Source organism: Bradyrhizobium sp. C9, from assembly GCF_002532045.1.
In the GTDB taxonomy this organism is placed as follows: domain Bacteria; phylum Pseudomonadota; class Alphaproteobacteria; order Rhizobiales; family Xanthobacteraceae; genus Bradyrhizobium.
The window spans coordinates 73,155-99,716 of the sequence record NZ_NWTG01000011.1; the positions used below are offsets into that span (position 1 = coordinate 73,155).

26 protein-coding genes are annotated in these 26,562 nt (G+C 64.9%); 16 read left to right on the forward strand and 10 right to left on the reverse strand.

What is annotated here, in order from left to right; all coding sequences use genetic code 11:
* Positions 1-83: 83 nt before the first annotated feature.
* Genes CO675_RS21975 through CO675_RS41780 form a run of 3 tightly spaced genes read left to right on the forward strand, consistent with a single transcriptional unit; the run spans position 84 to position 1,797 of the window.
* On the forward strand, positions 84-467 hold the full coding sequence (locus CO675_RS21975) for a tautomerase family protein (RefSeq protein ID WP_097673953.1): 384 nt from the start codon (positions 84-86) through the stop codon (positions 465-467).
* Positions 464-1,675 carry a pyridoxal phosphate-dependent aminotransferase gene (locus CO675_RS21980; protein ID WP_245452852.1) on the forward strand — a complete coding sequence of 404 codons (1,212 nt, stop codon included), beginning with the start codon at positions 464-466 and terminating at the stop codon, positions 1,673-1,675. Before CO675_RS21975 ends, CO675_RS21980 begins: the two co-directional genes overlap by 4 nt.
* Entirely contained in the window at positions 1,672-1,797 is a 126-nt protein-coding gene (locus CO675_RS41780) for a hypothetical protein (protein ID WP_283808116.1), read from the forward strand. The genes CO675_RS21980 and CO675_RS41780 overlap by 4 nt, the downstream gene beginning before the upstream one ends.
* Positions 1,798-1,813: 16 nt before the next feature.
* On the opposite strand, the gene CO675_RS21985 is transcribed toward CO675_RS41780, so the two are convergent.
* Positions 1,814-2,695, reverse strand: a complete 882-nt coding sequence (locus CO675_RS21985) for a 3-hydroxybutyryl-CoA dehydrogenase (protein ID WP_097674094.1) — start codon at positions 2,693-2,695, stop codon at positions 1,814-1,816.
* Between the two features lie 25 nt (positions 2,696-2,720).
* Here CO675_RS21985 and CO675_RS40045 point away from each other — a divergent pair, with 25 nt between their 5' ends.
* Complete coding sequence (locus CO675_RS40045) at positions 2,721-2,918, forward strand: hypothetical protein (RefSeq protein ID WP_143279063.1); 198 nt, start codon at positions 2,721-2,723, stop codon at positions 2,916-2,918.
* Positions 2,919-2,941: 23 nt separating this feature from the next.
* On the opposite strand, the gene CO675_RS21990 is transcribed toward CO675_RS40045, so the two are convergent.
* The 4 genes from CO675_RS21990 to CO675_RS22005 form a co-directional block, all read right to left on the reverse strand.
* A complete protein-coding gene (locus tag CO675_RS21990) occupies positions 2,942-3,892 on the reverse strand; it encodes an electron transfer flavoprotein subunit alpha/FixB family protein (protein WP_097673954.1) in 951 nt (316 codons plus the stop codon).
* Positions 3,892-4,641, reverse strand: a complete 750-nt coding sequence (locus CO675_RS21995) for an electron transfer flavoprotein subunit beta/FixA family protein (RefSeq protein WP_097673955.1) — start codon at positions 4,639-4,641, stop codon at positions 3,892-3,894. Before CO675_RS21995 ends, CO675_RS21990 begins: the two co-directional genes overlap by 1 nt.
* A 117-nt stretch (positions 4,642-4,758) precedes the next feature.
* The gene (locus CO675_RS22000; protein WP_097673956.1) at positions 4,759-5,331 is read right to left on the reverse strand and encodes a cob(I)yrinic acid a,c-diamide adenosyltransferase; all 573 of its coding nucleotides are present in this window, start codon (positions 5,329-5,331) and stop codon (positions 4,759-4,761) included.
* A 50-nt stretch (positions 5,332-5,381) separates the two neighbouring features.
* Positions 5,382-5,576, reverse strand: coding sequence for a twin transmembrane helix small protein (locus CO675_RS22005; protein ID WP_097673957.1), 195 nt, complete (start codon positions 5,574-5,576; stop codon positions 5,382-5,384).
* A 166-nt stretch (positions 5,577-5,742) separates the two neighbouring features.
* Here CO675_RS22005 and CO675_RS22010 point away from each other — a divergent pair, with 166 nt between their 5' ends.
* On the forward strand, positions 5,743-6,603 hold the full coding sequence (locus tag CO675_RS22010) for a YihY/virulence factor BrkB family protein (protein ID WP_502693396.1): 861 nt from the start codon (positions 5,743-5,745) through the stop codon (positions 6,601-6,603).
* On the opposite strand, the gene CO675_RS22015 is transcribed toward CO675_RS22010, so the two are convergent.
* Together CO675_RS22015 and gluQRS are read right to left on the reverse strand one after the other, a co-directional pair.
* A complete protein-coding gene (locus CO675_RS22015; protein ID WP_097673958.1) occupies positions 6,530-7,837 on the reverse strand; it encodes an ATP-binding protein in 1,308 nt (435 codons plus the stop codon). The genes CO675_RS22010 and CO675_RS22015 overlap by 74 nt on opposite strands.
* Before the next feature lie 327 nt (positions 7,838-8,164).
* The gene (gene gluQRS, locus CO675_RS22020) at positions 8,165-9,034 is read right to left on the reverse strand and encodes a tRNA glutamyl-Q(34) synthetase GluQRS (protein ID WP_097673959.1); all 870 of its coding nucleotides are present in this window, start codon (positions 9,032-9,034) and stop codon (positions 8,165-8,167) included.
* A 201-nt stretch (positions 9,035-9,235) separates the two neighbouring features.
* On the opposite strand from gluQRS, the gene CO675_RS22025 reads away from it, so the two are divergent.
* Entirely contained in the window at positions 9,236-9,889 is a 654-nt protein-coding gene (locus CO675_RS22025) for a DNA-3-methyladenine glycosylase family protein (RefSeq protein WP_097674096.1), read from the forward strand.
* Positions 9,890-10,056: 167 nt separating this feature from the next.
* The gene (locus tag CO675_RS22030; protein ID WP_097674097.1) at positions 10,057-11,628 is read left to right on the forward strand and encodes a glycoside hydrolase family 17 protein; all 1,572 of its coding nucleotides are present in this window, start codon (positions 10,057-10,059) and stop codon (positions 11,626-11,628) included.
* 9 nt (positions 11,629-11,637) lie between these two features.
* Here CO675_RS22030 and CO675_RS22035 read toward each other — a convergent pair whose 3' ends face one another.
* Positions 11,638-12,525 (reverse strand): LysR family transcriptional regulator, encoded by an 888-nt coding sequence (locus tag CO675_RS22035; RefSeq protein WP_097673960.1) that lies wholly within the window; start codon positions 12,523-12,525, stop codon positions 11,638-11,640.
* Positions 12,526-12,700: 175 nt separating this feature from the next.
* On the opposite strand from CO675_RS22035, the gene CO675_RS22040 reads away from it, so the two are divergent.
* The 6 genes from CO675_RS22040 (at position 12,701) to CO675_RS22065 (ending at position 20,601) form a co-directional block, all read left to right on the forward strand.
* Positions 12,701-13,675: an NAD(P)H-dependent flavin oxidoreductase gene (locus CO675_RS22040; RefSeq protein WP_097673961.1), complete on the forward strand. Its 975-nt coding sequence runs from the start codon at positions 12,701-12,703 to the stop codon at positions 13,673-13,675.
* Between the two features lie 33 nt (positions 13,676-13,708).
* On the forward strand, positions 13,709-14,896 hold the full coding sequence (locus CO675_RS22045) for an ABC transporter substrate-binding protein (protein ID WP_097673962.1): 1,188 nt from the start codon (positions 13,709-13,711) through the stop codon (positions 14,894-14,896).
* Between the two features lie 16 nt (positions 14,897-14,912).
* Positions 14,913-16,430 (forward strand): acyl-CoA synthetase, encoded by a 1,518-nt coding sequence (locus CO675_RS22050; protein WP_097673963.1) that lies wholly within the window; start codon positions 14,913-14,915, stop codon positions 16,428-16,430.
* A gap of 103 nt (positions 16,431-16,533) precedes the next feature.
* Positions 16,534-17,619 carry a DUF2855 family protein gene (locus CO675_RS22055; protein ID WP_097674098.1) on the forward strand — a complete coding sequence of 362 codons (1,086 nt, stop codon included), beginning with the start codon at positions 16,534-16,536 and terminating at the stop codon, positions 17,617-17,619.
* A 112-nt stretch (positions 17,620-17,731) separates the two neighbouring features.
* Positions 17,732-19,519, forward strand: a complete 1,788-nt coding sequence (locus CO675_RS22060) for a flavin-containing monooxygenase (protein ID WP_143279064.1) — start codon at positions 17,732-17,734, stop codon at positions 19,517-19,519.
* A 104-nt stretch (positions 19,520-19,623) separates the two neighbouring features.
* The gene (locus CO675_RS22065) at positions 19,624-20,601 is read left to right on the forward strand and encodes a peptidyl-alpha-hydroxyglycine alpha-amidating lyase family protein (RefSeq protein ID WP_097673964.1); all 978 of its coding nucleotides are present in this window, start codon (positions 19,624-19,626) and stop codon (positions 20,599-20,601) included.
* Positions 20,602-20,680: 79 nt separating this feature from the next.
* On the opposite strand, the gene CO675_RS22070 is transcribed toward CO675_RS22065, so the two are convergent.
* Positions 20,681-22,441 carry a chloride channel protein gene (locus tag CO675_RS22070; RefSeq protein ID WP_097673965.1) on the reverse strand — a complete coding sequence of 587 codons (1,761 nt, stop codon included), beginning with the start codon at positions 22,439-22,441 and terminating at the stop codon, positions 20,681-20,683.
* 192 nt (positions 22,442-22,633) lie between these two features.
* Between CO675_RS22070 and CO675_RS22075 the strand changes: the two genes are divergently transcribed.
* Positions 22,634-23,191, forward strand: coding sequence for an HNH endonuclease (locus tag CO675_RS22075; protein WP_016845270.1), 558 nt, complete (start codon positions 22,634-22,636; stop codon positions 23,189-23,191).
* A 149-nt stretch (positions 23,192-23,340) separates the two neighbouring features.
* Here the strand turns inward: CO675_RS22075 and CO675_RS22080 are convergent, their stop codons facing one another.
* Positions 23,341-25,386, reverse strand: a complete 2,046-nt coding sequence (locus CO675_RS22080; protein ID WP_097673966.1) for a protein-L-isoaspartate(D-aspartate) O-methyltransferase — start codon at positions 25,384-25,386, stop codon at positions 23,341-23,343.
* 335 nt (positions 25,387-25,721) lie between these two features.
* On the opposite strand from CO675_RS22080, the gene CO675_RS22085 reads away from it, so the two are divergent.
* Both CO675_RS22085 and CO675_RS41065 read left to right on the forward strand, forming a co-directional pair.
* Complete coding sequence (locus tag CO675_RS22085) at positions 25,722-26,039, forward strand: cytochrome c (protein ID WP_245452853.1); 318 nt, start codon at positions 25,722-25,724, stop codon at positions 26,037-26,039.
* 366 nt (positions 26,040-26,405) lie between these two features.
* On the forward strand, positions 26,406-26,561 hold the full coding sequence (locus tag CO675_RS41065) for a hypothetical protein (RefSeq protein WP_198964700.1): 156 nt from the start codon (positions 26,406-26,408) through the stop codon (positions 26,559-26,561).
* Position 26,562 lies beyond the last annotated feature (1 nt).

Sequence of the window (26,562 nt, forward strand, 5' to 3'; positions counted from 1 at the left end):
AATACACTACCATACCGTTTTTAAATGATCAACGAACTCCTAGGATCGGCGCAGTCAACGATTGCCACCAGGAGACAAGCATCATGCCGCTGACCCGCGTCTCGCTGCGACGGGGCAAGCCCGCCGCCTACCGCAAGGCCATTCTCGGGAGCCTCTATCGCGCCATGCGCGAGACCTTCGATGTGCCGGACGGCGATCGCTTCATGACGATCTCCGAGCATGATGACGACGATTTCGCCTATGGCGCGGACTATCTCGGCCTCAGGCGCAGCGACGATCTGGTCATCATCCAGATCACTGTCAGCAACACCCGCCCGATGGCCCAGAAGCAGAAGCTTTATCGACGCATCACCGACTTGCTGACGGAGAGTCCGGGCCTGCGCACTGAAGACATCTTCATCAACCTCGTCGAGGTGCTTCCGGAAAACTGGTCGTTCGGCAACGGTGAGGCGCAGTACGTCCGATGACCGCGACACCGATCCTCTCGCCGCGCATGAGCGGCATCAAGGCTTCGCCCGCATCGGTGCTGCGCCGTCGCGCCCGCGAATTGCGCGCCGCCGGGCGCGACATCATCGAGCTGTCCTCGGGCAATCTCGACTTCCCGACACCTGACCATGTGATCGCGGCAGCGCATGACGCTGCCTTGCGCGGCGAAACCCGCTACACCGATGTCGACGGCACGCCGGAACTGAAGCGTGCGGTGCAGGCCGCGCTGCTGCGCGACCATCGTCTCGACTACCGGCTCGACGAGATCGTCATCACCAACGGCTCGACGCAAGCGCTGTTCAATGCACTGCTGGCGACACTGGCGCCTGAGGACGAGGTGATCATCCCCGCGCCGTATTGGGCGCCCTATCTCGATCAGGTGCGGCTGGCGGGCGCGACGCCGGTGGTGGTGCCGTGCGCGCAGAACAACGGCTTCAAGCTGCGCGCGGAGGATTTGCAGGCGGCGATCTCGGCGCGAACGCGCTGGATCGTGATCAACAACCCGGTCAATCCCTCCGGTGCGGTTTATTCCGCGGAGGATCTGGCTGGGATCGCCGCGGTCCTGTTGCAGCATCCCGACATCTGGGTGCTTGCCGACGGGCTCTACGAGCACATCGTGTTCAACGGCCGACCTGCGCCGACGCTTGCACAGATCGAGCCGCGCCTGAGGCCGCGGACGCTGACCGTCAGCGGTCTCGCCAAGAGCTACGCCATGATGGGATGGCGCATCGGCTACGCCGCCGGACCATCGGCGCTGATCCGCGCGATGATCACAATCCAGTCGCAGACCACGTCCGGCGCCTCGTCGATCAGCCAGGCCGCCGCGGTCGCCGCCCTCGATGGCGCGCAGGACCTGCTGGCCGAGCGCGCCGCCATCCTTCGCGCGAGGCGTGACCGCTTTGCCGAGCTCGTGAACGGATGCAGCGGGCTTTCCTGCGCGCCGCCGGAAGGCACGTTCTATCTGCTGGTCAGTTGCGCCGGCGTGATCGGCAAGCGCCCGCCCGGCGGCAAGCCGATTGCGACCGACCGCAATTTTGCGGCCTACCTGCTCGAGCAAGCAGATCTGGTGGTGTTTCCCGGCGAAGATCTCGGGCTGTCACCCTATATCCGGATCAGCTTCGCCAACCCGTCATTGATCATCGAGGCGGCCGGCAGGCGGCTGCAGCGCGCCTGCGAGGCGCTGCAATGACGGCGCGCGGGCAAAGCCAGCGTCTCGCGCTGGCAGCGCATCTGCTCGGACTTGGAACGGGTGTGGCGATGATTGCAGGTCTTGTGCCCGCGACGCTGGCGCTGTTGCGGGCACTGACCTGAAACGAGAGCGCGTGGATTACCGCGTCGGGACCGGCTTGTCGCCGCGATAGTCGTAGAAGCCGCGCTGGGATTTGCGTCCGAGCCAACCGGCCTCGACGTATTTCACCAGCAGCGGGCACGGCCGGTACTTGGAATCGGCCAGCCCCTCGTGCAGCACCTGCATGATCGACAGGCAGGTGTCGAGGCCGATGAAGTCGGCGAGCTCGAGCGGGCCCATCGGATGGTGCGCGCCGAGCTTCATCGCGGCATCGATCGCCTCGACGTTACCGACGCCCTCATACAGCGTGTAGATCGCCTCGTTGATCATCGGCAGCAGAATGCGGTTGACGATGAAGGCGGGGAAATCTTCCGACACCGCGACCTGCTTGCCGAGCTTGGCGACGAACGCCTTGGCGGTGTCGAAAGTCGTGTCGTCGGTGGCGATGCCGCGGATCAGCTCGACCAGTTCCATCGCCGGCACCGGATTCATGAAATGAATGCCGATGAATTTCTCCGGGCGGTCCGTCGAGGCCGCGAGCCGTGTGATCGAGATCGACGACGAGTTGGTCGCGACGATCGCTTCCGGCTTCAGCACCGCACAGACGTCGTGGAAGATCTTGCGCTTGGTCTCTTCCTTCTCGACCGCGGTCTCGATCACGAGATCGCAATCGGCCAGCGCATCGATGGTCTCGGCGGAGGCGATGCGGTCGAGCGCCTGCTTGCGCTCACCCTCGCTGATCGCCTTCTTGGCGACCTGGCGGGTCAGATTGCCATTGATGGTCGCCAGCGCCGACTTCAGCCGGTCCGCGGAGACGTCATTGAGCACCACGTCGAAACCGGCCAGCGCCGCCACATGGGCAATGCCATTGCCCATCTGGCCCGAACCGATCACGCCGACCTTTTTGATTGCCACCGTCATCTTGTCATCCACCGGAACGGCGCGCATGTCGCGCCTGCCCAATTCCAACGATACCCGAAGTGAAGCCTTCCGGTTGCCCAATCCGCCGGAAAACGTTTCCCGGGACCATGATGTGATTGCAGGCAATCACATCCCGATCCCATTTCCCCTGTCGGGCATGATCCTTCCGGAAAAACGTTTCCGGATCATTGCCTCGAAAATAACAACACCGGCCGGAGCTTAGCCACCCGGCCGGTGTCTTGTCGCTTACTTTCCGAGCTTGCCGAGTGCTTCGGTCAGCTCCGGAACCGCCTGGTAGAGGTCGGCGACCAGGCCGTAATCGGCGACCTGGAAGATCGGCGCGTCCTCATCCTTGTTGATGGCGACGATCACCTTGGAGTCCTTCATGCCGGCCAGATGCTGGATCGCGCCGGAGATGCCGACCGCGACATAGAGTTCCGGGGCCACTACCTTGCCGGTCTGGCCGACCTGCCAGTCGTTCGGGGCATAGCCGGCATCGACCGCGGCGCGCGAGGCGCCGACGCCGGCGCCGAGCTTGTCGGCGAGCGGCTCGATGTATTTGGCGAAGTTCTCGCGGCTCTGCATGGCGCGGCCGCCCGAGACGATGATCTTGGCCGAGGTCAGTTCCGGACGGTCGCTCTTGGCGACTTCCTCGCCGACGAACGTCGACAGGCCCGGATCGGCGGCGGCTGCGGCGTTCTCGATCGCGGCGCTGCCGCCTTCACCGGCTGCGGCGAAGGTCGAGGTGCGGACCGTGATGACCTTCTTGGCATCCTTCGACTTCACGGTCTGGATCGCGTTGCCGGCATAGATCGGCCGCTCATAGGTGTCGGGCGCGACGACCTTGATGATCTCGGAGACCTGCATGACGTCGAGCAGCGCGGCGACGCGCGGCATCACGTTCTTGAAGCGCGAGGTCGCGGGCGCGACGAAGGCGTCATAATTCGGCGCCAGCGCGACGATCAGCGCGGCCAGCGGCTCGGCAAGGTCGTGCTCATAGGCGGGACCTTCGGCCACCAGCACCTTCGCAACGCCGGCAAGCTTGGCGGCCGCTTCGGCTGCCGCCTTGGTGCCCTGGCCGCCACCGGCGACCAGCACATGGACGTCGCCGCCGAGCTGGGAAGCCGCGGTCAGCGCCTTGTTGGTCGAGTCCTTCAGGGTCTCGTGGTCGTGTTCGGCAATCAACAGCGTCGTCATCAGAGAACCCCGCCTTCGGTCTTGAGCTTGTTCACGAGTTCGGCGACGTCCTTGACCTTGACGCCTGCCTTGCGGCCTGCCGGTTCCGCGGTCTTCAGCACTTCCAGACGCGGCGTCACGTCGACGCCGTAGTCGGCGACGCTCTTGTCGTCGATCGGCTTCTTCTTCGCCTTCATGATGTTGGGCAGCGACGCATAGCGCGGCTCGTTGAGGCGCAGGTCGGTGGTGACGATCGCCGGGCCCTTCAGCTTGATGGTCTGCAGGCCGCCGTCGACTTCGCGCGTGACCTTGAAGTCAGAACCATCGACCTCGAGCTTGGAGGCGAAGGTCGCCTGCGACCAGCCGAGCAGCGCGGCCAGCATCTGGCCGGTCTGATTGCTGTCGTCGTCGATCGCCTGCTTGCCGAGAATGACGAGGCCGGGCTGCTCCGCCTCAACCACCGCCTTGAGGATCTTGGCGACCGCGAGCGGTTCGACATTGCCTTCGGCCTTGACCAGGATGCCGCGGTCGGCACCCATCGCAAGCCCGGTGCGAATCGTCTCGGAAGCCTGCGCCGGTCCGATCGACACCACCACCACTTCGGTCGCCTTGCCGGCTTCCTTCAGCCGCAGCGCTTCCTCGACGGCGATTTCGTCGAACGGGTTCATCGACATCTTGACGTTGGCGAGCTCCACGCCCGTCCCGTCACTCTTGACGCGGACCTTGACGTTGTAGTCGACGACCCGCTTTACCGGCACAAGAACCTTCATCGATCCTCTTTCGCTTTGATTTTATGGGTTTCGGTTGGCTGGCGCGGAACCTAAAGGTCCCGTACCCCCCGGTCAACGCGGCAAAGCCAAAAAACCGTCCCCCGGTTTTGAACCAGTTTAGCGGTTTTGGCCCGGCACCCACAACACGTCGCCGGCCCCTTTATTGTTCTGGAAGCGGCTGGCAACGAACAGGAAATCCGACAGCCGGTTCATATACTGGATGCCAGCGGAATTGACCGTCTCGTCCGGCCGCGCGGCGAGTTCCACCATGATCCGTTCCGCGCGGCGACATATCGTCCGGGCGAGATGCAGATATGCAGAAGCCGGCGTCCCACCGGGCAGCACGAACGAGGTCAGCGGCGCGAGCTGGTCGTTCAGGCTGTCGATGTCGCGCTCGAGCCGCTCGACCTGGCTCGCCAGCATCCGCAGGCGCTCGGCCTTGCCCTCGCGTTCGGGCACCGCAAGGTCGGCGCCGAGATCGAACAGATCGTTCTGGATCCGGCCGAGCATCGCATCGACCTCGGGGCTGTCGGCCAGATGCATCCGCACCACGCCGATCGCGGCGTTGGTCTCGTCGACGGTGCCATAGGCGGCAACCCGCAGATCGTATTTCGGCCGCCGCTCGCCGCTACCGAGCGCGGTGGTGCCGTCATCGCCGGTGCGCGTGTAGATCCGATTGAGAACGACCATGGCCGTGATCTCCTAAGGTTTGCGCATCGCGCACGTCGCTCGAAAACGCCCTACCGCCCCATCGCCCAGACCGCGAGCATCGCGATGACGATGGCGACGAACTGCAGCAGCACGCGCAGCCGCATCAGCTTCTGCGATGTGTTCGGCGAGCCGCCCTTCATCATGTTGACGAGGCCGAGCAGGAGCACCAGTGCGACGGCGCCGACGGCGATGGGAAGAATGATCGTGCTGAGGACAGATGTCATCTGCGGTACATAACACCGCAGGACGCGGACTTCCACACAGGCGGCGCATGCAACCAACTGGCTTTTCACTGCGTAATATCAGATGCTGGGTCCGTCCTCGGACCGAGCGGTTGTCGACAATGCCGGGTGGAATGTGAAGCAGCTTCGTTACGTCTACGACGTCGTGATGGATGCCTTTTACACGTTCCTCGCCGACGACGGCTGGGCGATCGCGAGCCACATCGCGCTGTCGACCCTGATGGCGCTGTTTCCATTCCTGATCGTGCTGACGTCGGTGGCAGGCTTCTTCGGCTCCAAGGAGCTTGCCGACCAGGCGGTCGGACTGTTGCTGCAGGTCTGGCCGCAGCAGGTCGCCGAGGCGCTGTCGGGCCAGATCCACGACGTGCTGACCAACACCCGCGGCGACATCCTGACCATCGGCGCGGTGCTCGCGGTGTACTTCGCCTCCAACGGCGTCGAGGCGCTGCGGGTGGCGCTGAACCGCGCCTATGCCGTGATCGAGCTGCGGCGCTGGTACTGGCTGCGGCTGGAATCGATCGGCTACACGCTGGTCGCCGCGTTCACCTCGCTCGCGATGGCGTTCCTGATCGTGCTCGGTCCGCTGATCATCGAAGCGGCGCGGCGCTATATTCCGTTCTTCGTCGAATCCAACGAGAGCCTGCTCAACACCGCCCGTTACGGCATCACGGTGCTGGCCCTGGTCATCGCGCTCTTCATCCTGCATGCCTGGCTGCCGGCGGGGCGCCGCGGCTTCACGCAGATCCTGCCCGGCATCATCTTTACCGTGGTGGCGTCGCTGATCTCGGGCATCGGCTTCGGCATGTATCTGGCGCGCTTCGCCAACAACTACGTCACGATGTATGCGGGGCTGGCCTCGGTGGTGATCGCGCTGGTGTTCCTGTATTTCATCGCCGCGATCTTCGTGTTCGGCGGCGAGCTGAACGCCGCGATCATCAAGTCGCGGTTGCCGCGCGGCGTGTCGCTTCAAGCAGCGCAGTCGCGAGCGCCCGCGGAGAAACAGGCTTGACCAGGAAGGCGTCGGCGCCGGCGTCGCGCGCCGCGGCCTCGTCCTCGGCACGGCCGGAAATCCCGACGATCACGGTACGGCCGTGCGGCGGCGGCAGCGCGCGGATGCGCCTGATGGCCTCGACACCGCCGATGCCGGGCAGCACCATGTCCATCAGCACGGCATCGAAGGCGCCCTGAGCGAGGCGATCGGGCGCGCCCTCACCCTGACCGATGAATTCGGCATGGTGGCCCAGCTCGGTCAGGATCGTGTTGAGCACGACGCGGCCGAACGGATTGTCCTCGACGCTGAGCAGCCGCAGCCCCTGCGATGGCCGCACCGCCGCGCCTTCGCTCGATGACGCACTGGCCGGTCCTGCGGCTGAAGCCAGCAGCACGTTGAGCGTGAAGACGGTGCCGCCGCCCTTGCGCTGGGCCACGACGATATCGCCACCCATGGCGCGGGCGAGCTGCTTGACCGAGGACAGGCCGAGCCCCGCGCCGCCGAACCGCGCGGCTATCGAGACATTGGCCTGCGAGAACGGGCGGAACAGGCGCTTGACCTCCGATAGCGTCAGGCCGATGCCGCTGTCGGAGATCGCAAAGGCAACGCCGATCCTGCCGTCCGCCTTGCCCTTTGCCGCTCCCTTGGCCGCGCGCACCGGCGCGACGCGCAGCTCGATGCTGCCCTGCTCGGTGAACTTGACGGCGTTGTCGATCAGGTTTTCCAGCGCCGCGCGCAGCCGGACCGGATCGCCGACCGCAAACGCCGGCAGCTTGGCCGAGATCTCGACCGAGGCCCGCAATCCCTTGGCTGCGGCGCGGCCGGCCAGCGAATCCCCGGCGTGGCGCGCCAGCGTGCACAGATCGAAGAAGTCCTGCCGGATCTCGAGACCCGGTCCCTCGCTCCGGGCAGCGTCCACGAACAGGGTCGCAAGGCTCGCCAGATGCTCGGCACCGGCCTTGATGGTATCGACCCAGCGCCGCTCGCGCTCGTCGAGATCCGACGTCGCGAGCAGGTTGCTGATCGCGAGGATTCCGGTCAGCGGGGTCCGGACCTCATGGGCAAAGGCGGCAAGCGCGGTCTCGATCAGGCCGGGACCGGCCTTCGGGGAGGCCTTCGGCGCAGTTCGCTTGCGGCCCGGCTTCGCGACCGCCTTGGTGACCGACTTGACGACCGACTTGGCGATGCGGGCCTTCGGCGGCTCGCCCTTGGCTCGCCGCTTGCTGCGCCCTCCGCGCGATACTTTCGCCATGATCTCCGTGACCCCGCCCCGCGGGCAGCATGGCATGCCAGGAGAGGCAGAGTCACGGCGCCCTTTTGGTGTAGCCATGGCAAGTCAGGATGATGGTAACCAGTCCGTCCACCCGCGGTACCTCACCCGCTTGCGGGCAGGGCTGTCGCACATGGCAGTTGGCTGACAGCCATGCGCGATAGCCAACCGTCGCAGGGACACGCCGCCAAAATATCGAAAACAACCCCATGCAAAGTAGCCGGCAGCCACCGGCGTTCGACACGGCAACTTGACACGTCGGGCAAATCAGCGGCAAAATTCCATTATTCCGAAATCATGTGCAGCACGCTAGGGCAAGCCGACCAGGCGGCGGATATCGGCCGGGCCGGCGCCCTCCGCCCGCAGCTCGCGCAGTCCGGTCGCCCGGGTCGATTTCGACAGCTTTTGGCCGGCGCCGTCGCGGATCAGCGCATGGTGCCGGTAGACCGGCACGGGCAGGCCAAGTAGTTCCTGCAGCAGCCGATGCACGCTGGTCGACCAGAACAGGTCAACGCCCCTGACCACATCGGTGACGCCTTGCAGGGCGTCGTCGATCACGACCGAGAGATGGTAACTGGTTGGGGTCTCCTTGCGCGCCATGATCACATCGCCCCAGGCCTCCGGCCGGGCCGTCACCTCTCCGGTCTCGCCAGCCGGGCCCTCGCCGGCCTCCTGCCAGCGTAGGCCGCCGGTGCGCGCGCGTGCCGCCGCCATGTCGAGCCGCAGCGCGAACGGCGCGCCCTGCCCGATCAGCCGGTCGCGCTGCTCGGCCGACAGCGATCTCGCCGCTCCCGGATAGAGCGCGGCGCCGTCCGGATCGCGCGGCCACGCGCCACCCGCCTCGCGCTCCGCGACCAGCCGCGCGACCTCGGCGCGGCTCTCGAAGCTCGGATAGACCAGTCCCTGCGCCGCCAGACGATCGATCGCCGCGCCGTAGGCGGCAAAATGCTCCGACTGCCGCCGCACCGGGGTCTCCCACGCGATGCCGAGCCAGGCCAGGTCCTCATAGATCGCCTGTTCGAATTCCGGACGGCAGCGCGTCGCGTCGATGTCCTCGATCCGCAGCAGCAAGCGTCCGCCCGACTGCTTCGCGAGGTCGTGGTTGAGCAGCGCCGAATAGGCATGGCCGAGATGCAGGTAGCCGTTCGGACTCGGTGCAAAGCGGAAAACGGGTGGCATGGCGTTCGATCGCGCGTCATTGCCGGGCCGGACCGGCGATCCCTGGTGGGGCATGATCTTCGCGCGAACGCCTGGCGTCTGTCGCGAGGGGAAAACCGGTTTCCACTTTTCCGGACCATGCGGCTGGACAAGACTCTGTTACGATAGGAGATGGATGCGCGGGTCAAGCCCGCGCATGACGAGCCGAATGCAGATCCCGCAATGCTGATCCATCTCGAAACCCAGGCCGACCTCGACGAGGCCATCCAGAAGCTGGTCGACCAGGATCGGCGGCTGCGCCCGATCCTCGAACTGACCGGCATGCCGGCCATCCGGCAGCGTGAGCCGGGGTTTGCGGGGCTTGCCGCGATCGTCTGCGGCCAGCAGCTGTCGACCGCGAGTGCTGCCGCGATCTGGGGCCGCGTCAGCAAGGCGTTCGACCCGTTCCACCATGATGCGATCCGCAAGGCGCGGGCCGACCGGCTCGGCCGGCTCGGGCTCTCAGCGGCCAAGATCAAGACGCTGAAACACATCGCCCGCGAGCTCGCCGAGGAGCGGCTGAACCTCGACGTACTCGCCAACGAAGAGGCCGATGCCGCGCACAACACGCTGACCGCGCTGCCCGGGATCGGCCCGTGGACCGCCGACGTCTATCTGTTGTTCTGCCTCGGCCACGGCGATGCGTGGCCGGCGGGCGACCTCGCGGTGCAGGAAGCGGTCAAGGTCGGGCTCGGGCTGAAGGAGCGGCCGACGCCGAAGCAGATGGCCCCGCTCGCCGAACCGTGGCGTCCGCTGCGCGGTGCCGCCGCGCATCTGTGGTGGGCCTATTATCGCGTGCTCAGGAATCGCGAAGGCGTGATCGCCGGCGCGAAGTAGGTCGTCGAGAAAACATTCCAACTGCGTGATCGCGTGATATAGCATCAGCAGACGAATACTTATTCAATTTGCAGGTCTCGCGCATTGATGATGCCCAGCACATCCTTCCTGCAAGGAGGACGGACCTGGTTTCGCTTCGCACCCCGCTGACGGTTCTCCTGATCTCCCTGGGCGCGATCGCCGCGGCATGGTGGTGGCTGGGCATCCCGGTCAACCTGGTGCGCGCTCCGATCGATCCGGGCGACAAGGTCCAGTGCATCTCCTACGCCCCGTTCCGCAACAATCAGACGTCACTTGCTCCCGCAACGCAGGTCACGCCGGAACAGATCGCGGAAGATCTCGCGCAACTCGCGAAGATATCCGACTGCATCCGCACCTATGCGACCGATCTCGGGCTCGACCAGATCCCCGGGCTCGCAGCCAAGGCGGGGCTGAAAGTCATTCAGGGCATTTTCCTCGATCGGGATCGAAAGAAGAATGCGACGCAGGTCGAAACGGCGATCCGCCTCGCCAAGGAATATCCTGACACGATCATCGCGCTCGTGGTCGGCAACGAGGTTTTGCTGCGCAAGGAAATGTCGGCGTCCGACCTCGGCGACCTGATCCGTTCGATCAAGGCGCAGGTCAGCGTCCCCGTCACCTATGCCGACGTCTGGGAATTCTGGCTGAGCAACCGCGAACTTTCCGACGCCGTCGACTTCATCACGATTCACATCCTGCCATACTGGGAGAATATCCCGATCCCCGCGGAGCGGGCCGCCGCGCACGCTGACGAGATGCGTCGGCAGATCGCGGCGGTTTTTCCCGGCAAGGAAATCTTCATCGGAGAAGTCGGCTGGCCGAGCGAGGGGCGCATGCGCGAGTCCGCGCTGCCGTCGCGCGTCAATCAGGCGCGGGTGGTCTCGGAGGTGCTCGACCTAGCCCGGCGCGAGCATTTCCGCGTCAATTTATTCGAGGCGTACGATGAAGGATGGAAGCGCGAGATCGAGGGCACGGTCGGCGGGTCCTGGGGCCTGTTCTCTTCCGAAGAGCGCACCCTGAAATATCCGCCCGGCCTGCCGATCAGCAATTTTCCGTTCTGGAAACTGCAAATGGGCAGCGGAATGGCGCTGGCGATCCTGGTATTCGGCGTGGCCTGGCTGACCTCGCACCGCAAGCCGAGGGAGCCAAAGGAAGCAAGGCTGGTGTCGTGGCTTGCGGTCGGACTCTCTGCGACCACAGCCGGAATCCTGTTCGGGGTCGCCGCGCAACGACTGGTCTATGAGAGCTACGGCACCGGAGGCTGGCTCATGTGGGGCTCGCTTCTCGTGGCGGCAACGGCCTCGCCGGTGTTCTGTGCCAACGCACTGATGTCGGGCCGCGCACCGCCCAGCTTTGCCGAATTGCTGGGTCCGAAAGGCTACCACACTGAATCGATACTGGTGACGATGCACGGATTGGCCTTGATGGTCACCGCCGTGATCGGCACGGCGACGGCACTCGGCCTGATCTTCGACCCGCGCTTCATCGATTTTCCGTTCGCGCCCCTTACGATGGCGGCGGTGCCTTTTGCAGCCTTGACGCTGCTCAATCCTCCCGGGAAGGGAAACCGCCCTCTGGCGGAATCGATGTTTGCCGGCATTTTCCTTGCAGCGGCGGTCTACACAGGGCTCAACGAAGGGCCGGAGAACTGGCAGTCGCTGTGGACTTGCGCTGCCTTCATGTTGCTCGCGGTAACGTTATGGCGGACCCGCGCCTGAAAGCGCGCTTTAACCGCGCAGCCTGACGCGGTCCTCGCGCGCGCAATCGGTGACGAAGCCGATGACGGCGCGCACCGAGGGAAGCTCGACCAGATCGGGATGGGCGAGCAGCCAGAGATCGGAGAGGCTCGACAGCTTTTGCGGCGCGACCCGAACCAGATCGGGATAATCCGCCCCGACCAGGCAGGACAGCGCGCAAATCCCGAGCCCGGCCCGCGCCGCCGCGAGCATGTCGCCCTGCGAGGAGCAGCGCATCACCAGCGTGCCCTGCCGCGTGATGACATCGCTCCACTGCGCGAGGCGCACATTCGAGGCCTGGTCGGCAAATCCGATCACGCTGTGTCCCCGCCATTCGTCCGGCCGCTCCGGCAGCTTGCGCCCGGCCGCATAGCCACGTGACGCATAAAAGCCGGCGCCGAGCCGTCCGATCTTGCGCCCGATCAGGTTCTCATCGCCGGCATCGACCGGCCGCAGCACCACGTCGGCCTCGCGCCGGCGCACGCTCGCCGGAAACGGGTGGGTGATGATCTCGAGCTGGATGTTGGCGTGATCGCGCAGGAACGGCCCGAGGCGCGGCATCAGCCAATGCGCCGCCAGCGTCGCGCCGATCGACAGCTTCACGACGCCGCGGGCCTGCTCGCCGGTGGCGGACGCGGCCGCCTCCGCGCGCAGGGCTGCAGCGGCCATCACCTCGGTGTGCTCGCGGAATTTGCGGCCGTGCGACGTCAGCGACAGGCCGTCATTGGATCGGGCGAACAGGCGGGTCCCGAGCTGCTTCTCGAGCGCCGCGACGTTGCGGCCGACGGTGGGATGGCTGACGCGCAGCCGCCGCGCCGCGCCGGCGAAGCTGCGCGTCTCGGCCACCGCGACGAAGGTCTTGCAAAGCTCCCAGTCCATGCCGCCCGCCTGCGCCCGTTGTTCATTTCTGGCTAGTTAGCCGTTCAATATTGAACGTCATGACGCGGCCGTCCAGCCTTATATTGCCGCGCCAAGGGAGCCGCCGCTTCCGGCCATCACAACAAATCGCGATCCGCCCCGGCACCGGCCGGGCGGCGCATGGAGGATCCAAACAATGTCGCTGCCCGCCTCGCTCGCCAACAGGCTCGAACTGCCGGTCGTCGGCTCCCCGCTGTTCATCGTCTCGGGGCCCGAGCTGGTGATCGCGCAGTGCAAGGCCGGCATCGTCGGCTCATTCCCGGCGCTCAACGCCCGCCCGGTCGAGAAGCTCGACGAATGGCTGACGCAGATCGAGAACGAGCTCGGCGAGTACCAGGCGAAGCACCCGGAGAAGAAGGTCGCGCCCTACGCGGTCAACCAGATCTGCCACGCCTCCAACGACCGGCTGATGCACGACATGGAAACCTGCGTGAAGCACAAGGTGCCCATCATCATCACCTCGCTGCGCCCGCCGTCCGAGATCGTCGAGGCCGCGCATTCCTACGGCGGCGTGGTGTTCCACGACGTCATCAACGTGAAGCACGCCCGCAAGGCCGCCGAGCAGGGCGTCGACGGATTGATCCTGGTCTGCGCCGGCGCGGGCGGCCATGCCGGCACGCTGTCGCCGTTCGCGCTGGTGCGCGAGGTCAAGCAGTGGTTCAAGGGCACCATCCTGCTGTCGGGCGCGATCTCCGACGGCTGGAGCATCGCGTCCGCACTCGCGCTCGGCGCCGACCTCGCCTATGTCGGCACCCGCTTCATCGCGACCGAGGAAGCCAACGCCGACCTCAGGTACAAGCAGGCGCTGACCGAATACGCCGCGCACGACATCGTCTATTCGAACCTGTTCACCGGCGTGCACGGCAACTACCTCGGACCGTCGATCGCGGCCGCGGGCCTCGATCCGGCCAACCTGCCGGTCGCCGACAAGTCCAAGATGAATTTCGGCTCCGGCGGCAACACCAAGGCCAAGGCCTGGCGCGACATCTGGGGTTCGGGCCAGGGCATCGGCCAGATCACCGACGCCCCGCCGGTCGCCGAGCTGGTAGCGCGGATGAAGGCGGAGCTTGCGCAGGCGCGCGACAGCTTCACGACGCGGCTCAGCGCCTGATCGCGAGCAATAATCAAGACCGGGGAGAAAGCGATGAAACGCGCGCAATTTGCGCTGGCGGCGATTCTGGCCGCGTGCGGGCTCACGGGTGCCGCTGCCGACAACGGCAAGGAGGACATCAAGATCGGCCAGACCCTGCCGTATAGCGGGCCGCTCTCCGGCTTCGGCACCATCGGACGGACCGAGGAGGCGTTCTTCGCGAAGATCAACGCGGAGGGTGGCATCAACGGCCGCAAGGTGAAGTTCATCACCCTGGACGATGCCTATTCGCCGCCGAAAACCGTCGAGCAAACCCGCAAGCTGGTCGAGCAGGACGAGGTGTTGATGATGTTCGGCTCGCTCGGAACCGCGACCAACAACGCCGTGCACCGCTATCTCAACACCAAGAAGGTGCCGCAGCTGTTCGTGCTAAGCGGCGCCACCAAATGGGCCGACCCACAGCACTATCCGTGGACCATGCCGGGCATGGCCGCCTACGAGTCCGAGGGCGTGGTCTACGCCAAGCACGTGCTGCAGACCAAGCCCGATGCCAGGATCGCGATCCTCGCGCAGAACGACGATTTCGGCCGCGACTATGTCGCGGGCTTCAAGCGTGCGCTGGGCGCTCGGGCGGCGAGCATGATCGTCGCCGAAGCGAGCTATGAGGCAACCGCACCGACCATCAGCTCGCAGCTTGCGACCCTGAAGGCGTCCGGCGCCAACGTGCTGTTCGGCGTCGTGCTCGGCAAATTCACCTCCCAGATGATCAAGGGCGTCGCCGAGATCGGCTGGAAGCCGGAGCTGTTCTTCGTGCCGACCTCGGCCTCGTCGATCTCGTTCCTGGAGCCCGCGGGCCTCGATAACGCGGTGGGCCTGATCTCGTCGAGCAACCAGAAGGACACGATGGACGCGCAGTGGGCCGACGACGCCGCGGTCAAGGACTACCTTGCGTTCATGAAGCAGTACATGCCCAATGCCGATCTCAACAACTCGAACTACTCGGCGGGTTATCACTATGCGACGCTGCTGATGGCCGTGCTCAGGGCCTGCAAGGACGATTTCAGCCGCGAGAATGTCCTGCGCCAGGCGGCGTCGTTGCGCGAGGTTTCGTTGCCGCTGCTGTTGCCGGGCATGACGGTGTCGACCGGACCGGACGATTATCTGCCATTCCAGCAGTTGCGGTTGCGCCGGTTCGACGGCAAGAGTTGGGTCGGCTTCGGCGACATCCTGGACGACCGCTAGAAAGACGGGACCCATCATGATCATCAGCGGCGATAGACAGATCAGCTATGGCGACATTCATGCCCGCATCGCGCGGGCTGCGACCGGCTTCCGCGCGCTCGGCGTTCAGGGCGGCAAGCCGGTCGGCATGATGCTGCGCAACGATTTCGCGCTGTTCGAGGTGGTCGCAGCCTCGGCCGCGCTCGGCAGTCCGGTGGTGCCGATCAACTGGCATCTGAAGGCCGACGAGGTCGGCTACATCCTGTCCGACAGCGGCGCCGACACGCTGGTCTGCCACGCCGACCTGCTGCCGCAGATCCGCGACGGGTTGCCGCCGGGGATCAAGCTGCTGGTGGTGACGACGCCGCCGGAGATCGCCGCCGCCTATGGCGTGGCGCCGGAACTCACGCGCGTGCCCGATGGCGTCGCCGACTGGGATCAATGGCGCGACACCCATGCGCCGCTGACCGACGCCCCGCTCGGCGCCGCGCCGATGTTCTACACCTCGGGCACGACCGGACTGCCGAAGGGCGTGCGGCGCAAGCCGATGCGTCCCGAGCAGCTGCCGGCGGCGGCCCGCATCGGTGCGCTCACCTACGGCGTCAAACCTGACGAAGATCAGGTGATCCTGATGAACGGGCCGATGTATCATTCGGCCCCGCATTCCTACGGCATGCTCGCGTTCCGCAACGGCTGCAGCATCGTGCTCGAACCGCGCTTCGATCCCGAGGATCTGCTGCAACTGATCGAGCGTCACCGCGTCACCCACATGCATATGGTACCGACCATGTTCGTGCGGCTGCTGCGCCTGCCGGAGGAGACGCGGCAGCGCTACGACCTGTCGTCGCTGCGCTTCATCATCCATGGCGCGGCGCCCTGCCCGGTCGACGTCAAGCGCGCGATGATCGAGTGGTGGGGTCCCGTGATCAACGAATATCTCGGCTCGACCGAGACCGGCATCCCGGTGTGGCATTCTGCAGTGGAAGCGCTGGCCAAGCCCGGCACCGTCGGGCGGGCGATCGAGGGCGGCATCGTCAAGATATTCCGGCCCGACGGCACGCTTTGCGACATCGGCGAGCCCGGCGAGATCTTCATGCGTCAGACGTTGATCTCGGACTTCGACTATCATGGTAACGCCAAGGCGCGCGCCGAGGCCGACCGCGAGGGCCTGATCAGCGTCGGCGATGTCGGCTATCTCGACGCCGACGGCTATCTGTTCCTGTGCGACCGCAAGCGCGACATGGTGATCTCGGGCGGCGTCAACATCTACCCCGCCGAGATCGAGAACACGCTGATCGGCATGGACGGTGTCCGCGACTGCGCGGTGTTCGGCGTGCCCGACGACGAATATGGCGAGCGGCTGTTCGCCTGCGTCGAGCCGGAAGCGGGCGCTGCGCTGTCGGTCGCGGCGATCCAGGAATTCCTGCGCGGCAAGCTTGCCAATTTCAAGGTGCCGAGGGACATCCGCTTCATGGACGCGCTGCCGCGTGAGGCCACCGGCAAGATCTTCAAGCGCAAGCTGCGCGACCTCTATCGCGAAGGACAGCTTCGCTGACGAGGTGACGGCGAGGCGAACGGCGTTTGAAACTTAGTTGCTGTTGCAAAACGCCGGCGATCGACGCAACGATGCGCCCGCATCCGAAGCCGGGATCATCGCCATGAACGCCACTGACTTCATCGTCATCCGCAACGACCTGCAGCAATGCAAGGTGATCGAGACGCGATTGCCCGATGCCGCGGCGCTGCCGGACGACGCGCTGCTGGTGAAGGTGACCCGCTTCGCCTTCACCGCCAACAACATCACCTACGCCGTGACCGGCGAACAGCTGAAATACTGGCACCTGTTCCCGGCGCCAGACGGCTACGGCATCATCCCGGTGTGGGGTTTTGGCGAGGTGCTGGCCTCGAAACATCCCATGATCGCAGCCGGCGAAACGCTGTTCGGCTATTTCCCGATGGCAACCCATCTTGTCATTGAAGCTGCCGATGTCAGCAAGCGCGGCCTGCGCGACGGCGCCGCGCACCGGCAAGAGGTCTCGCCGGTCTACAACGCCTATGCCCGCGTCTCCGGCGATCCGACCTATGCCGGCCAGCAAGGCGATTTCCGCGCGCTGCTGCTGCCGCTGTTCATGCTGTCGTTCTTGGTCGACGACTTCCTCGCCGAAAACGCGTTCTACGGCGCGCGCCGCGCCATCCTGTCGTCGGCCTCGAGCAAGACCGCGTTCGGGCTCGCCCATCTGCTGCACAAGCGCGGCATCCGGGTGATCGGGCTGACCTCGAAGAGCAATGTCGATTTCGTCAGCTCGCTCGGCTGCTACGACGAGGTCGTCACCTATGATCAGGTCGCCGCGATCCCGGCGGGCGAGCCGGTGGCCTATGTCGACATGGCCGGCAACAGTGCGTTGCGCGAGACCCTGCACCGGCACTTCGGTGCGCAGATGGTCTATTCCGGCCGGGTCGGGCTCACGCATCGCGCGAGCGAGCCGGACGAGCCGACGCTGCCCGGCGCCAAGCCGGTGTGGTTCTTCGCACCCGACCAGATCCGCAAGCGCGCCAAGGAATGGGGTCCCGGCGGTATCGACCAGCGCTTCGGCGCCGCATGGACGGAGCTCGTGCCGCATCTGCCCAATTGGCTCGATGTGGTCGAGCGGCGCGGCCCGGCCGCGGTGCGCGAGGCCTATCTCGATACCCTGCAGGGCCGCGTTCCGCCGGATCAAGGCCTGATTCTGTCGCTGGCCGAATAGGCGATATCCCGTCACGCCCTTTCTGCGGCCTCGCCAATGGGTATAGGCTAGCGGTCAAGGGAACGCCGCCAAGAAACCCACGCCAAGGGCGGCCGATGACGAGAAACGCCCGATGCTCGACAAGACGGACGATATTTCGGTCGCCGCCGACAATTGGCTTGTGCAGTTCGAGGATGCGCTGGCGGGCCCCGACGATGTGCTGCTGAAGCCGCTGTTCCATCCCGAGAGCTACTGGCGCGACGTGCTGGCGCTGAGCTGGAACATCCAGACCGTCAACCGCGCCTTTGCCATCGTCGAGGAACTGCCCGCGCATGCCCGCCGCAGCGCGCCGCATGATTTCCGCATCGATGCCGAGCGCGCACCGCCCCGCCGGGTGATGCGCGCCGGCACCAACGCGATCGAGGCGATCTTCAAGTTCGAAACCGCTGTCGGCCGCGGCCACGGCATCGTGCGGCTGATTCCCGATACCGCCGACGACGATCGGCTGAAGGCCTGGACGTTGCTGACCGCGCTGGAGGAGCTGAAGGGATTCGAGGAGCAGCAGGGACACACGAGGCCGCGTGGCCAAGCTTACTCGCGCGACTTCCGCGGCCCCAATTGGCTCGACCTGCGCAAGGCCTCCGCGGAATATGCCGGCCGCGATCCCGACGTGCTGGTGGTCGGCGGCGGACAGGCCGGGCTTGCGATCGCAGCCCGGCTGCAACAGCTCAGGATCGATGCGCTGATCGTCGACCGCGAGGCCCGCGTCGGCGACAATTGGCGCAAGCGCTACCACGCGCTGACGCTGCACAACCAGGTGCAGGTCAATCACATGCCCTACATGCCGTTCCCGCCGAACTGGCCGACCTACATCCCAAAGGACAAGCTCGCCAACTGGTTCGAATCCTATGTCGACGCCATGGAGCTGAACTTCTGGACCGGCACGGAATTCGTCGGCGGCAGCTATGACGACGCACAGGGACGCTGGACCGTCGAGCTGCGTCGCGCCGACGGCACGACGCGAAGAATGCAGCCGCGCCATGTCGTGATGGCCACCGGCGTCAGCGGCATCCCCAGCGTGCCTGATATCCCGTCGCTGAAGACTTTCTCCGGCAAGATCATACACTCCAGCGGCTATGAGGACGGCGAGCACTGGACCGGCAAGCGCGCGCTGGTGATCGGCACCGGCAACAGCGGCCACGACATCGCGCAGGATCTGCACTCCTCCGGCGCTGACGTCACCCTGGTACAGCGTTCCTCGACGTTGGTCACCAATATCGAGCCCTCGGCGCAGCTGGCCTATGCCGCCTACAATGAAGGCTCGCTGGAAGACAACGATTTGATCGCGACCTCGATGCCGCTGGCGCTCGCCAAGCGCAGCCATGTGCTGATGACCGAGCAGTCGAAAGAACTCGACAAGCCGCTGCTCGACGGTCTCGCACGCAAGGGTTTCAAGCTCGATTTCGGCGACGGCGGCACCGGCTGGCAGTTCAAGTATCTGACCCGCGGCGGCGGCTACTACTTCAACGTCGGCTGCTCCGATCTGGTCGCCAGCGGTGCGGTGAAGCTGCAGCAGTTCGCCGATATCGAGACCTTCGTGAGCGAAGGCGCCCGGCTGAAGAGCGGCGAGACCGTCGCCGCCGACCTGATCGTGCTCGCGACCGGCTACCGGCCGCAGGAAGAGCTGGTGAAGCGGCTGTTCGGCGAGGCGATCGCCGCGCGGGTCGGCCCGATCTGGGGCTTTGGCGACGGCCAGGAGCTGCGCAACATGTATACCCGCACGCCGCAGCCCGGCCTGTGGTTCATCGCCGGCAGCCTCGCGCAATGCCGCATCAACTCGCGCTATCTCGCGCTGCAGATCAAGGCGATCGAGGAAGGTCTGTTGCCGCGCGACGTCGGGCCTGTGGCGAGGCTTTCGTAACTCCCACCACCGTCATTCCGGGGCGATGCGCAGCATCGAACCCGGAATCTCGAGGTTCCGGGTTCGCTTCGCGCCCCGGAACGACACACCAGAGGAGCAACCTTATGCCAGCCATCCTCGGCACCGGCGAACATCGCTACCGCGTGGTGGAGAACTTCGCAAAGCTCCCCGACGGCTGGAGCCTGACGGATGTCGCCTCCGTCGCGGTCGACAGCAAGGACCGCGTCTATGTCTTCAACCGCGGCGAACATCCGATGGTGGTGCTCGACCGCGAGGGGAATTTTATCCGGAGCTTCGGCGAAGGCGTGTTCGCCCGCGCCCATGGCCTGCACATCGACGCCGACGACAATCTCTATTGCACCGACGACGGCGACCACACCGTGCGCAAATGCTCCACCGACGGCAAGGTTCTGCTGACGATCGGCATCCCGAACAAGCCGGCGCCGTTCATGAGCGGCGAGCCGTTCCATCGCTGCACCCATACCGCGCTGTCGCCGAACGGCGAGATCTATGTCTCGGACGGCTACGGCAATGCCTGCGTCCACAAATACACGCCGGACGGCAGGCTGATCAAAACCTGGGGCGAGCCCGGCACCGATCCCGGCCAGTTCAACATCGTGCACAACATCGTGGCCGACGCCGACGGCTGGGTCTATGTCGCCGACCGCGAGAACCATCGTGTTCAAGTGTTCGACGGCAACGGCAGATACGAGACTCAGTGGAACAATCTGCACCGGCCCTGTGCGCTGTGCTGCTGCGGCGGCGGCGAGCAGCCGAACTTCGTGATCGGCGAGCTCGGCCCCGGCATGGCAGTGAATCGCAAGGTGCCCAATCTCGGCCCGCGGCTGTCGATCGTCGATGGCACCGGCAAGCGCATCGCCCGGCTCGGCGGTGAGCACGGCCCCGGCGTCGAGACCGGAAAATTCCTGGCGCCGCACGGCATCGCGCTGGATTCGCGCGGCGACATCTATGTCGGGGAAGTCGGCGTCACCGACTGGAAGACCAGCTTTCCGGACACCGAAATGCCGGCCGCGGTGCGCGTGACGCGGTGCTTGCAGAAGCTGGAGCGGGTGACGGCGTAGCGGAGCGAGCGGCGCCACATGCTGAGCTGTCGTCCCGGTCTCCGCCGGGACGACCCTGCATATGACGGGCCACCGACAATCAAACCTCGCCGATCACCTCGCGGCGGCGCAGCTCGGACTCTTCCGCGTAGCGCCGCATCGCGTGGGCTTCGGTGAGCAGGCCGATCGGCCGCCGGTCGCCATCGCCCTCGACCACGGCGAGCGATTCCGCTTCGGCGGCGTCGAACACCGCAATCGCCTCCTGCACATTCATGTCGGGATGCAGCACCACGTCGGCATAACGCAGGATGCCGGCGAGGCCCTTGTCGGCCTCCAGATCGGGCGCGTGCGCTTCCGCGACCAGCGCAAGCCCGGCATAACGTCCATCGCCATCGACCGCGACGACCTGGGTCTTCGAGCCGGGCGGGAACTCCTCGCGGAACGCCTCGATCGGCATCGCGGCGTTCACCGTCGTCATGTCCTGCCGCATCATCTTGCCGACCGTGAGATCGCGGATCCAGCCGATATCGGCGGCACTGCGGATCGTCTCGCCGCGCAGATGCAGCCGCCAGGTCGCGAACGAATAGCCGAACAGTTCGCGCGTGATCGTGGTCGAGATGATGACCGCGACCAGCACCGCGGTGGTGAGCCAGAGATTGCCGGTGGATTCCAGCGCGATGAACGACATCGTCAATGGACCACCGATCACCGAGGCCGACAGCGCGCTCATGCCGATCACGGCATAGGCGTTGGGATCGAGGTTGAGCCCCGGCCACACGATGTCGACGCCGGCCGCGAACAGCCGGCCGCCGAGCGCGCCCATGAACAGCGTGGCGAAGAACAATCCGCCGCGGAAGCCGGAGCCGAGCGACACGATCGAGGCCACCGCCTTCAGCGCGAACACGCCGGCGATGAAGGTGAGCGGCATCGCCACGATGCCGGCGAAGCGCAGCGCGCCATGGCCCGACGACATCACCTGCGGCGTCAGCAGCGCCATGGCGCCGACCGCAAGCCCGCCCAGCGCCGGCCGCAGCGGTGGCCAGAGCCGGGTCTTGGCGAGCAACGTCTCGCACAGCGCCACCCCGCGCATGATCGCAATCCCGGTCAGGGCCGCGACCACGCCAAGCAGCGCGGCGATCGCAAGATCCCGTCCGAGCACGTCGCCGACGGTTCCGACGCCGACCCCGAGCGGCAGCGGCTCGAAGGCATGGGCAACGAAATAGCCGGTCACCGCGGCAACGCCGACCGGGGTCAGGCTCGCCGGCGTATAGCCGCCGATCACAAGTTCGAAAGCATAGAACGCGCCCGCCAGCGGCGCGCTGAAGGCTCCGGCGATGGCCGCCGCCGCGCCGCAGCCGACCATGATTCGCTGGTCGTTGCGGCGGAGATGGAAACCGCGGCCGAGCGAGGCGGCGAGGCCACTGGACAGCTGGGTGTAACCGGCCTCGAGCCCGACCGAGCCGCCGACGCCGCTCGACCAGATCGTCTGCAGCGCCACGATCACGCTGCCGCGGAACGACATCCGGCCGCCATAAAGCGCGTTGGCCTCGATCGGGTCGATTTCCCGGGCCGGCCGGACCCTGAGCAGCAGCAGGAACGCTACGCCGAGCACCAGTCCGCCAACCGTTGGAACCACGAGCGCCCGCACGGGGTCGATGCTGGGCTGGCTCGACAGCCGCTCTCCCAAGGGCAGATTGAACAGCACCGAATGCAATACCGTGACCAGGCTGCTCATGACCGCGACCACGAGGCCGCCGATCGCGCCGATCAGCACCGCCAGGACCACGAGGCTCGTCTCGTGCGCACGCACGAATGCGCGCAACCGGCGCGGCGCCTCGAGATAGCTTGTGGTCGTGGTCATCGGCAGGGTCCGTCACTGGCCGACAGGGCCTTGCGGCTCCCTTTACGGGCCTCGCGGCCGGGAGGCAATCGGGGCAGGAACATGGCAGGGCATGGCGGATAAGCCGCTCATTGCTCTTCACAATCCCGTCACGCTGCCTGTAGTATGTGAGTGCATGCTGCTTCGCAGCTAATGGGAGATCAGGAGCGTTATTTGAACGCACATGTCTCGCAAGGCGGTTGGCCGGTGCTGGTCTTGAATGCGGACTTCCGGCCGCTGAGTTATTACCCGCTGTCGCTCTGGTCCTGGCAGGACGCGATCAAGGCGGTGTTCCTCGATCGTGTCAACATCGTCGAATATTACGACCGGGCGGTACGAAGTCCTTCCTTCGAAATCCAGCTGCCGAGCGTCGTATCCCTCAAATCCTTCGTCAAGCCGACCACCCACCCCGCCTTCACCCGGTTCAACGTTTTCCTTCGCGACCGATTCAGCTGCCAATATTGCCTGTCGGGCGACGACCTCACCTTCGATCACATCATTCCGCGCAGCAAGGGTGGCCAGACCACCTGGGAGAACGTCGTCGCCGCCTGCTCGCCCTGCAATCTGCGCAAGGGCAACCTGACCCCGCAGCAGGCCAAGATGTTTCCGAAGCAGACGCCCTACGCCCCGACGGTGCATCAGCTTCACCGCAACGGCCGGCTGTTCCCGCCGAACTATCTGCACGAGAGCTGGCTCGATTATCTCTACTGGGATACTGAGCTCGATCCGTAAGACGCGGCGGCGCGGTTGTGCTGCGACTCATAAGAGTGTCATTGCAACCATGATCTCGTGGCCGGTTGCGCCAGCGTGTATTCGAAATCGTCGGCGTCGGCATACGACGTTGGAAGCCGTAATTCGCAGTCGCCGACGCTTGTCTCGAACTACACGCCGAACGGATAAGTATCCGGAAGCCCCTTCACCTCCGCCGTGTCCAGCGAGGTTACTGCGCAGCTGTTGTCGAACCAGACATACTCGTCGAACTGCCGCGGCAGGTTGGCCCGGAAATAATGGCTCGCCATTTCGCTCTCCGGCCGGTAGATGACGCCGATTGCCCGCTCCAGGCGCTCCTTGCCGAGCCCCGCAGGACCGTACAGATCGCCCTGATTGCGCAGCCCCAACGTGAAACGGGCAAGCCCGGTTCCGTGGCACAAGCGTTCGTAGCTCTGGGGCAGCGACGGTCGCATGGTCTTCACTTCCATCGGACCGTTCCACTCGGACGCGGCAGCCACGGTGCCGGAGTGGGTACCGAAACCGATCAGATAGGCGGCATCGCCGAACTCCTTGCGGCAAAGTTGTCCCAGATTGTATTCGCCGCGCGCCGCCATCTCGGTCGCACCGGCGTTGCCTATATGGGAGTTATGTGCCCAGACAACGGCTTTGCTGTCCGTGCCGTGAAACGACAGCAGATTCTTCAGTGTTTCGAACATGTGACTGTCGCGCAAATTCCAGGATGCGCGGGAGCCGTAATACATGATCCGATAGTAGCGTTCCGCATTCGCGATCAGACGCGCGTTCTGCTCAGCGTCGAGGAAACGTTCCCCATCGTGTTCGGCATAGGTCCGGCGTTTCGTCAGCAAATCCGTCAGCGTACGGACCACATGAGCCTCGCACGTCGGATAGGATCCTGTCAGCGCAGCATGGCCGTAGGTCGAGGGGTCGTGCTGCCACGGCGTGAGACACCCGTAACGCTCGCGCGCGACTTTCGCGGATTCCGGGTCAACGTCGTCCAGATAGTTCAGAACCGAGCGGATCGAGTCATAGAGGCTGTAGAGATCAAGGCCGTGGAAGGCGACGCGCTGCTTTCGCTCCGCTGTACCGTTGTGCTTGCGCAACCAGCTGATGAAATCGCGCATCTCCGTGTTCCGCCACATCCAGGTCGGGAACCGCGCAAATGCAGTCCATTCCGAGGGTGGATACTGGAAGTGCCGCACATAGTGATCGACGCGAGCGGCGTCTGGCCAGTCCGCCTCCACCGCAACGAAGTGGAATCCCTTCTTGACGATGAGGTCCCGGGTGATGCGCGCACGCATCCTGTAAAACTCTGACGTGCCGTGGGTGGCTTCGCCGAGCAATACGATCCGCGCAGACCCGATCCGTTCCAGCATCGGATTGAGATCGGCAGCCTCGATCGATGGAAACGACTCTGCGGCATTGGCAAGGTTTCTGACCAGCATCTCGTCGTCAGAGGAAGTCGGGCCTTCTCGACGGCGCGCCGGCGAGGGAATACCTCCCTTTGCGGTCGCCCACCCTTCCTCACCGATCAGCGGGACAAACCGAACGTCGGCAATATCTTCGCTGCGATATTCGTTGGCGGAAACCCGGGTGACTCTGACCAGTTCCTGACAGCGTTGGTCCGTCCCAACGGGGATCACCAACCGGCCGCCGATTTTCAGTTGCGCCTTGAGAGGTTCCGGAACATGCGGTCCGCCGGCCGCCACGATGATGGCGTCGTAAGGCGCATGCTCCGGCCATCCCCGGGTGCCGTCGCCATGCAGGACATGAACGTTGTCATAACCGAGCTGGGCTAACGTCGCTGCGGCATTCTCCGCAAGCGGCCCGAGTCGCTCGATCGTGTAGACGTTGGCTGCGATCTCCGACAGCACCGCGGCCGCATAACCGGATCCAGCACCGATTTCGAGGATTTTTTCGCCGCCCTTGAGCATCAAGGCTTCGGCCATGAAGGCGACGATATAAGGCTGGGAGATGGTCTGTTCGCCGGCAATCGGGAGCGGCGAGTCATCGTAGGCGAATTCGCGGAGGTTCTTTGGCAGGAATAATTCCCGCGGCACCTTGCGCATTGCCTCGAGGACCAATTGATCGCACACACCGCGCGCCGCAATGTCGCGTTCAACCATTTTCTGGCGGAGTGTTCGAAACGACGCCGGTTCGTCAGGAGATCGTTTTTCCGAGGTAAGGGTTTCTGCCATGACAGATTCCGATGTGCTCAAAGCTCTCCTCTGATGAATATGTTCTCGCTGCGCGCGGGATAGTTTGATCGAAATCAAGGGCCGGTTGGATTGATCCGTTCAGTATTGAGACGAACATGGACGTTAATTTCCGGAAAGCGATCTACGGTCGGCGCGCGGTGCGGGCCTTCAGGGCTCGGTTCGTGCTGGATCGGGTTTGCGCAGAGCTGGCTTGAGACTCCCGCCGGCAAGTCGCTGCTGAAGCTGCCTGAAACTGATGTGCCGGTTGCCCCCATCATTCTCGGACATCCGAGATCGACGCCACCAGCTGTTTCGCGAAAGCCGCCGAGGATCGATTGGATCTCCTAAAAACCGCCCATCGCATCGCGGCCACGCTGCTTCTCTTCGGAGCGGCGCAAGCGGCCGTCGCGCAGGATGTCGAGAATGGAAGGCGGTTGTCCGAGCGATGGTGTTCCGAGTGTCATGCCATCGGTCCTGTGCCGGCCAAATTGTACGCCGCGCCACCATTCGCCGCAATTGCAGCCAGGGAGACGATCAACGTCGACATGATCGCCACGTTTCTGCTTCTGCCGCACGCCACAATGCCGAACCTGCCGCTGAGCCGCAACGACGCCCGGGACATCGCCCGGTTCATCATTGAAATGCGAAAATGAGCAAACTGAATCTACCGGACATTCAGGACCGCATCGTCCGGAGCTATTGCACAACGCTGTGGCATCCACACACCCGTTAGCATCTCCTGCGCTGCGCCCGGCGTCCTGTTAGAGGCTGCCGGGGTTTTTTTACCCTCTTCTCGACTGCATCGAATTGGAACCACGCGAACCGGCGGATCGATATCGGCCGTTAGCTGGTGCGGGTGCATCGACCTTACGTACATTCCCCGAACGTAGTCGACCGGAATAGCGCTCCCGACAAAAACCGGGCAGAAGGGAAACGCTAGAAGAAGCAGATGGACGCGATGTCATAAGCGGTCGCACAGCGACGCACTCCTGCTACACCTCTATTCGAGGAAAACGCAAATGACCATCAACATTCAGAAGCTTAATGGCCTTTGGCACCTTATCGTCGGGTCGTGCAAGATCCGGACACCGTTCCCGGAGACTCAGGACCGCAAGTGGGTCGTCGCGTATGCCCGACGCGTCTACCCTGGCGCTAAGGTCTTCGAACGCGACTGAT

Coding starts and splice junctions, on each gene's coding strand:
- CO675_RS21975 (WP_097673953.1), top strand. CDS start 84: ATGCCGCTGACCCGCGTCTCGCTGCGACGGGGCAAGCCCGCCGCCTAC.
- CO675_RS21980 (WP_245452852.1), top strand. CDS start 464: ATGACCGCGACACCGATCCTCTCGCCGCGCATGAGCGGCATCAAGGCT.
- CO675_RS41780 (WP_283808116.1), top strand. CDS start 1,672: ATGACGGCGCGCGGGCAAAGCCAGCGTCTCGCGCTGGCAGCGCATCTG.
- CO675_RS21985 (WP_097674094.1), bottom strand. CDS start 2,695: ATGACGGTGGCAATCAAAAAGGTCGGCGTGATCGGTTCGGGCCAGATG.
- CO675_RS40045 (WP_143279063.1), top strand. CDS start 2,721: ATGTCGCGCCTGCCCAATTCCAACGATACCCGAAGTGAAGCCTTCCGG.
- CO675_RS21990 (WP_097673954.1), bottom strand. CDS start 3,892: ATGACGACGCTGTTGATTGCCGAACACGACCACGAGACCCTGAAGGAC.
- CO675_RS21995 (WP_097673955.1), bottom strand. CDS start 4,641: ATGAAGGTTCTTGTGCCGGTAAAGCGGGTCGTCGACTACAACGTCAAG.
- CO675_RS22000 (WP_097673956.1), bottom strand. CDS start 5,331: ATGGTCGTTCTCAATCGGATCTACACGCGCACCGGCGATGACGGCACC.
- CO675_RS22005 (WP_097673957.1), bottom strand. CDS start 5,576: ATGACATCTGTCCTCAGCACGATCATTCTTCCCATCGCCGTCGGCGCC.
- CO675_RS22010 (WP_502693396.1), top strand. CDS start 5,743: ATGGATGCCTTTTACACGTTCCTCGCCGACGACGGCTGGGCGATCGCG.
- CO675_RS22015 (WP_097673958.1), bottom strand. CDS start 7,837: ATGGCGAAAGTATCGCGCGGAGGGCGCAGCAAGCGGCGAGCCAAGGGC.
- gluQRS (WP_097673959.1), bottom strand. CDS start 9,034: ATGCCACCCGTTTTCCGCTTTGCACCGAGTCCGAACGGCTACCTGCAT.
- CO675_RS22025 (WP_097674096.1), top strand. CDS start 9,236: ATGCTGATCCATCTCGAAACCCAGGCCGACCTCGACGAGGCCATCCAG.
- CO675_RS22035 (WP_097673960.1), bottom strand. CDS start 12,525: ATGGACTGGGAGCTTTGCAAGACCTTCGTCGCGGTGGCCGAGACGCGC.
- CO675_RS22040 (WP_097673961.1), top strand. CDS start 12,701: ATGTCGCTGCCCGCCTCGCTCGCCAACAGGCTCGAACTGCCGGTCGTC.
- CO675_RS22045 (WP_097673962.1), top strand. CDS start 13,709: ATGAAACGCGCGCAATTTGCGCTGGCGGCGATTCTGGCCGCGTGCGGG.
- CO675_RS22050 (WP_097673963.1), top strand. CDS start 14,913: ATGATCATCAGCGGCGATAGACAGATCAGCTATGGCGACATTCATGCC.
- CO675_RS22055 (WP_097674098.1), top strand. CDS start 16,534: ATGAACGCCACTGACTTCATCGTCATCCGCAACGACCTGCAGCAATGC.
- CO675_RS22060 (WP_143279064.1), top strand. CDS start 17,732: ATGCTCGACAAGACGGACGATATTTCGGTCGCCGCCGACAATTGGCTT.
- CO675_RS22065 (WP_097673964.1), top strand. CDS start 19,624: ATGCCAGCCATCCTCGGCACCGGCGAACATCGCTACCGCGTGGTGGAG.
- CO675_RS22070 (WP_097673965.1), bottom strand. CDS start 22,441: ATGACCACGACCACAAGCTATCTCGAGGCGCCGCGCCGGTTGCGCGCA.
- CO675_RS22080 (WP_097673966.1), bottom strand. CDS start 25,386: ATGGCAGAAACCCTTACCTCGGAAAAACGATCTCCTGACGAACCGGCG.
- CO675_RS41065 (WP_198964700.1), top strand. CDS start 26,406: ATGACCATCAACATTCAGAAGCTTAATGGCCTTTGGCACCTTATCGTC.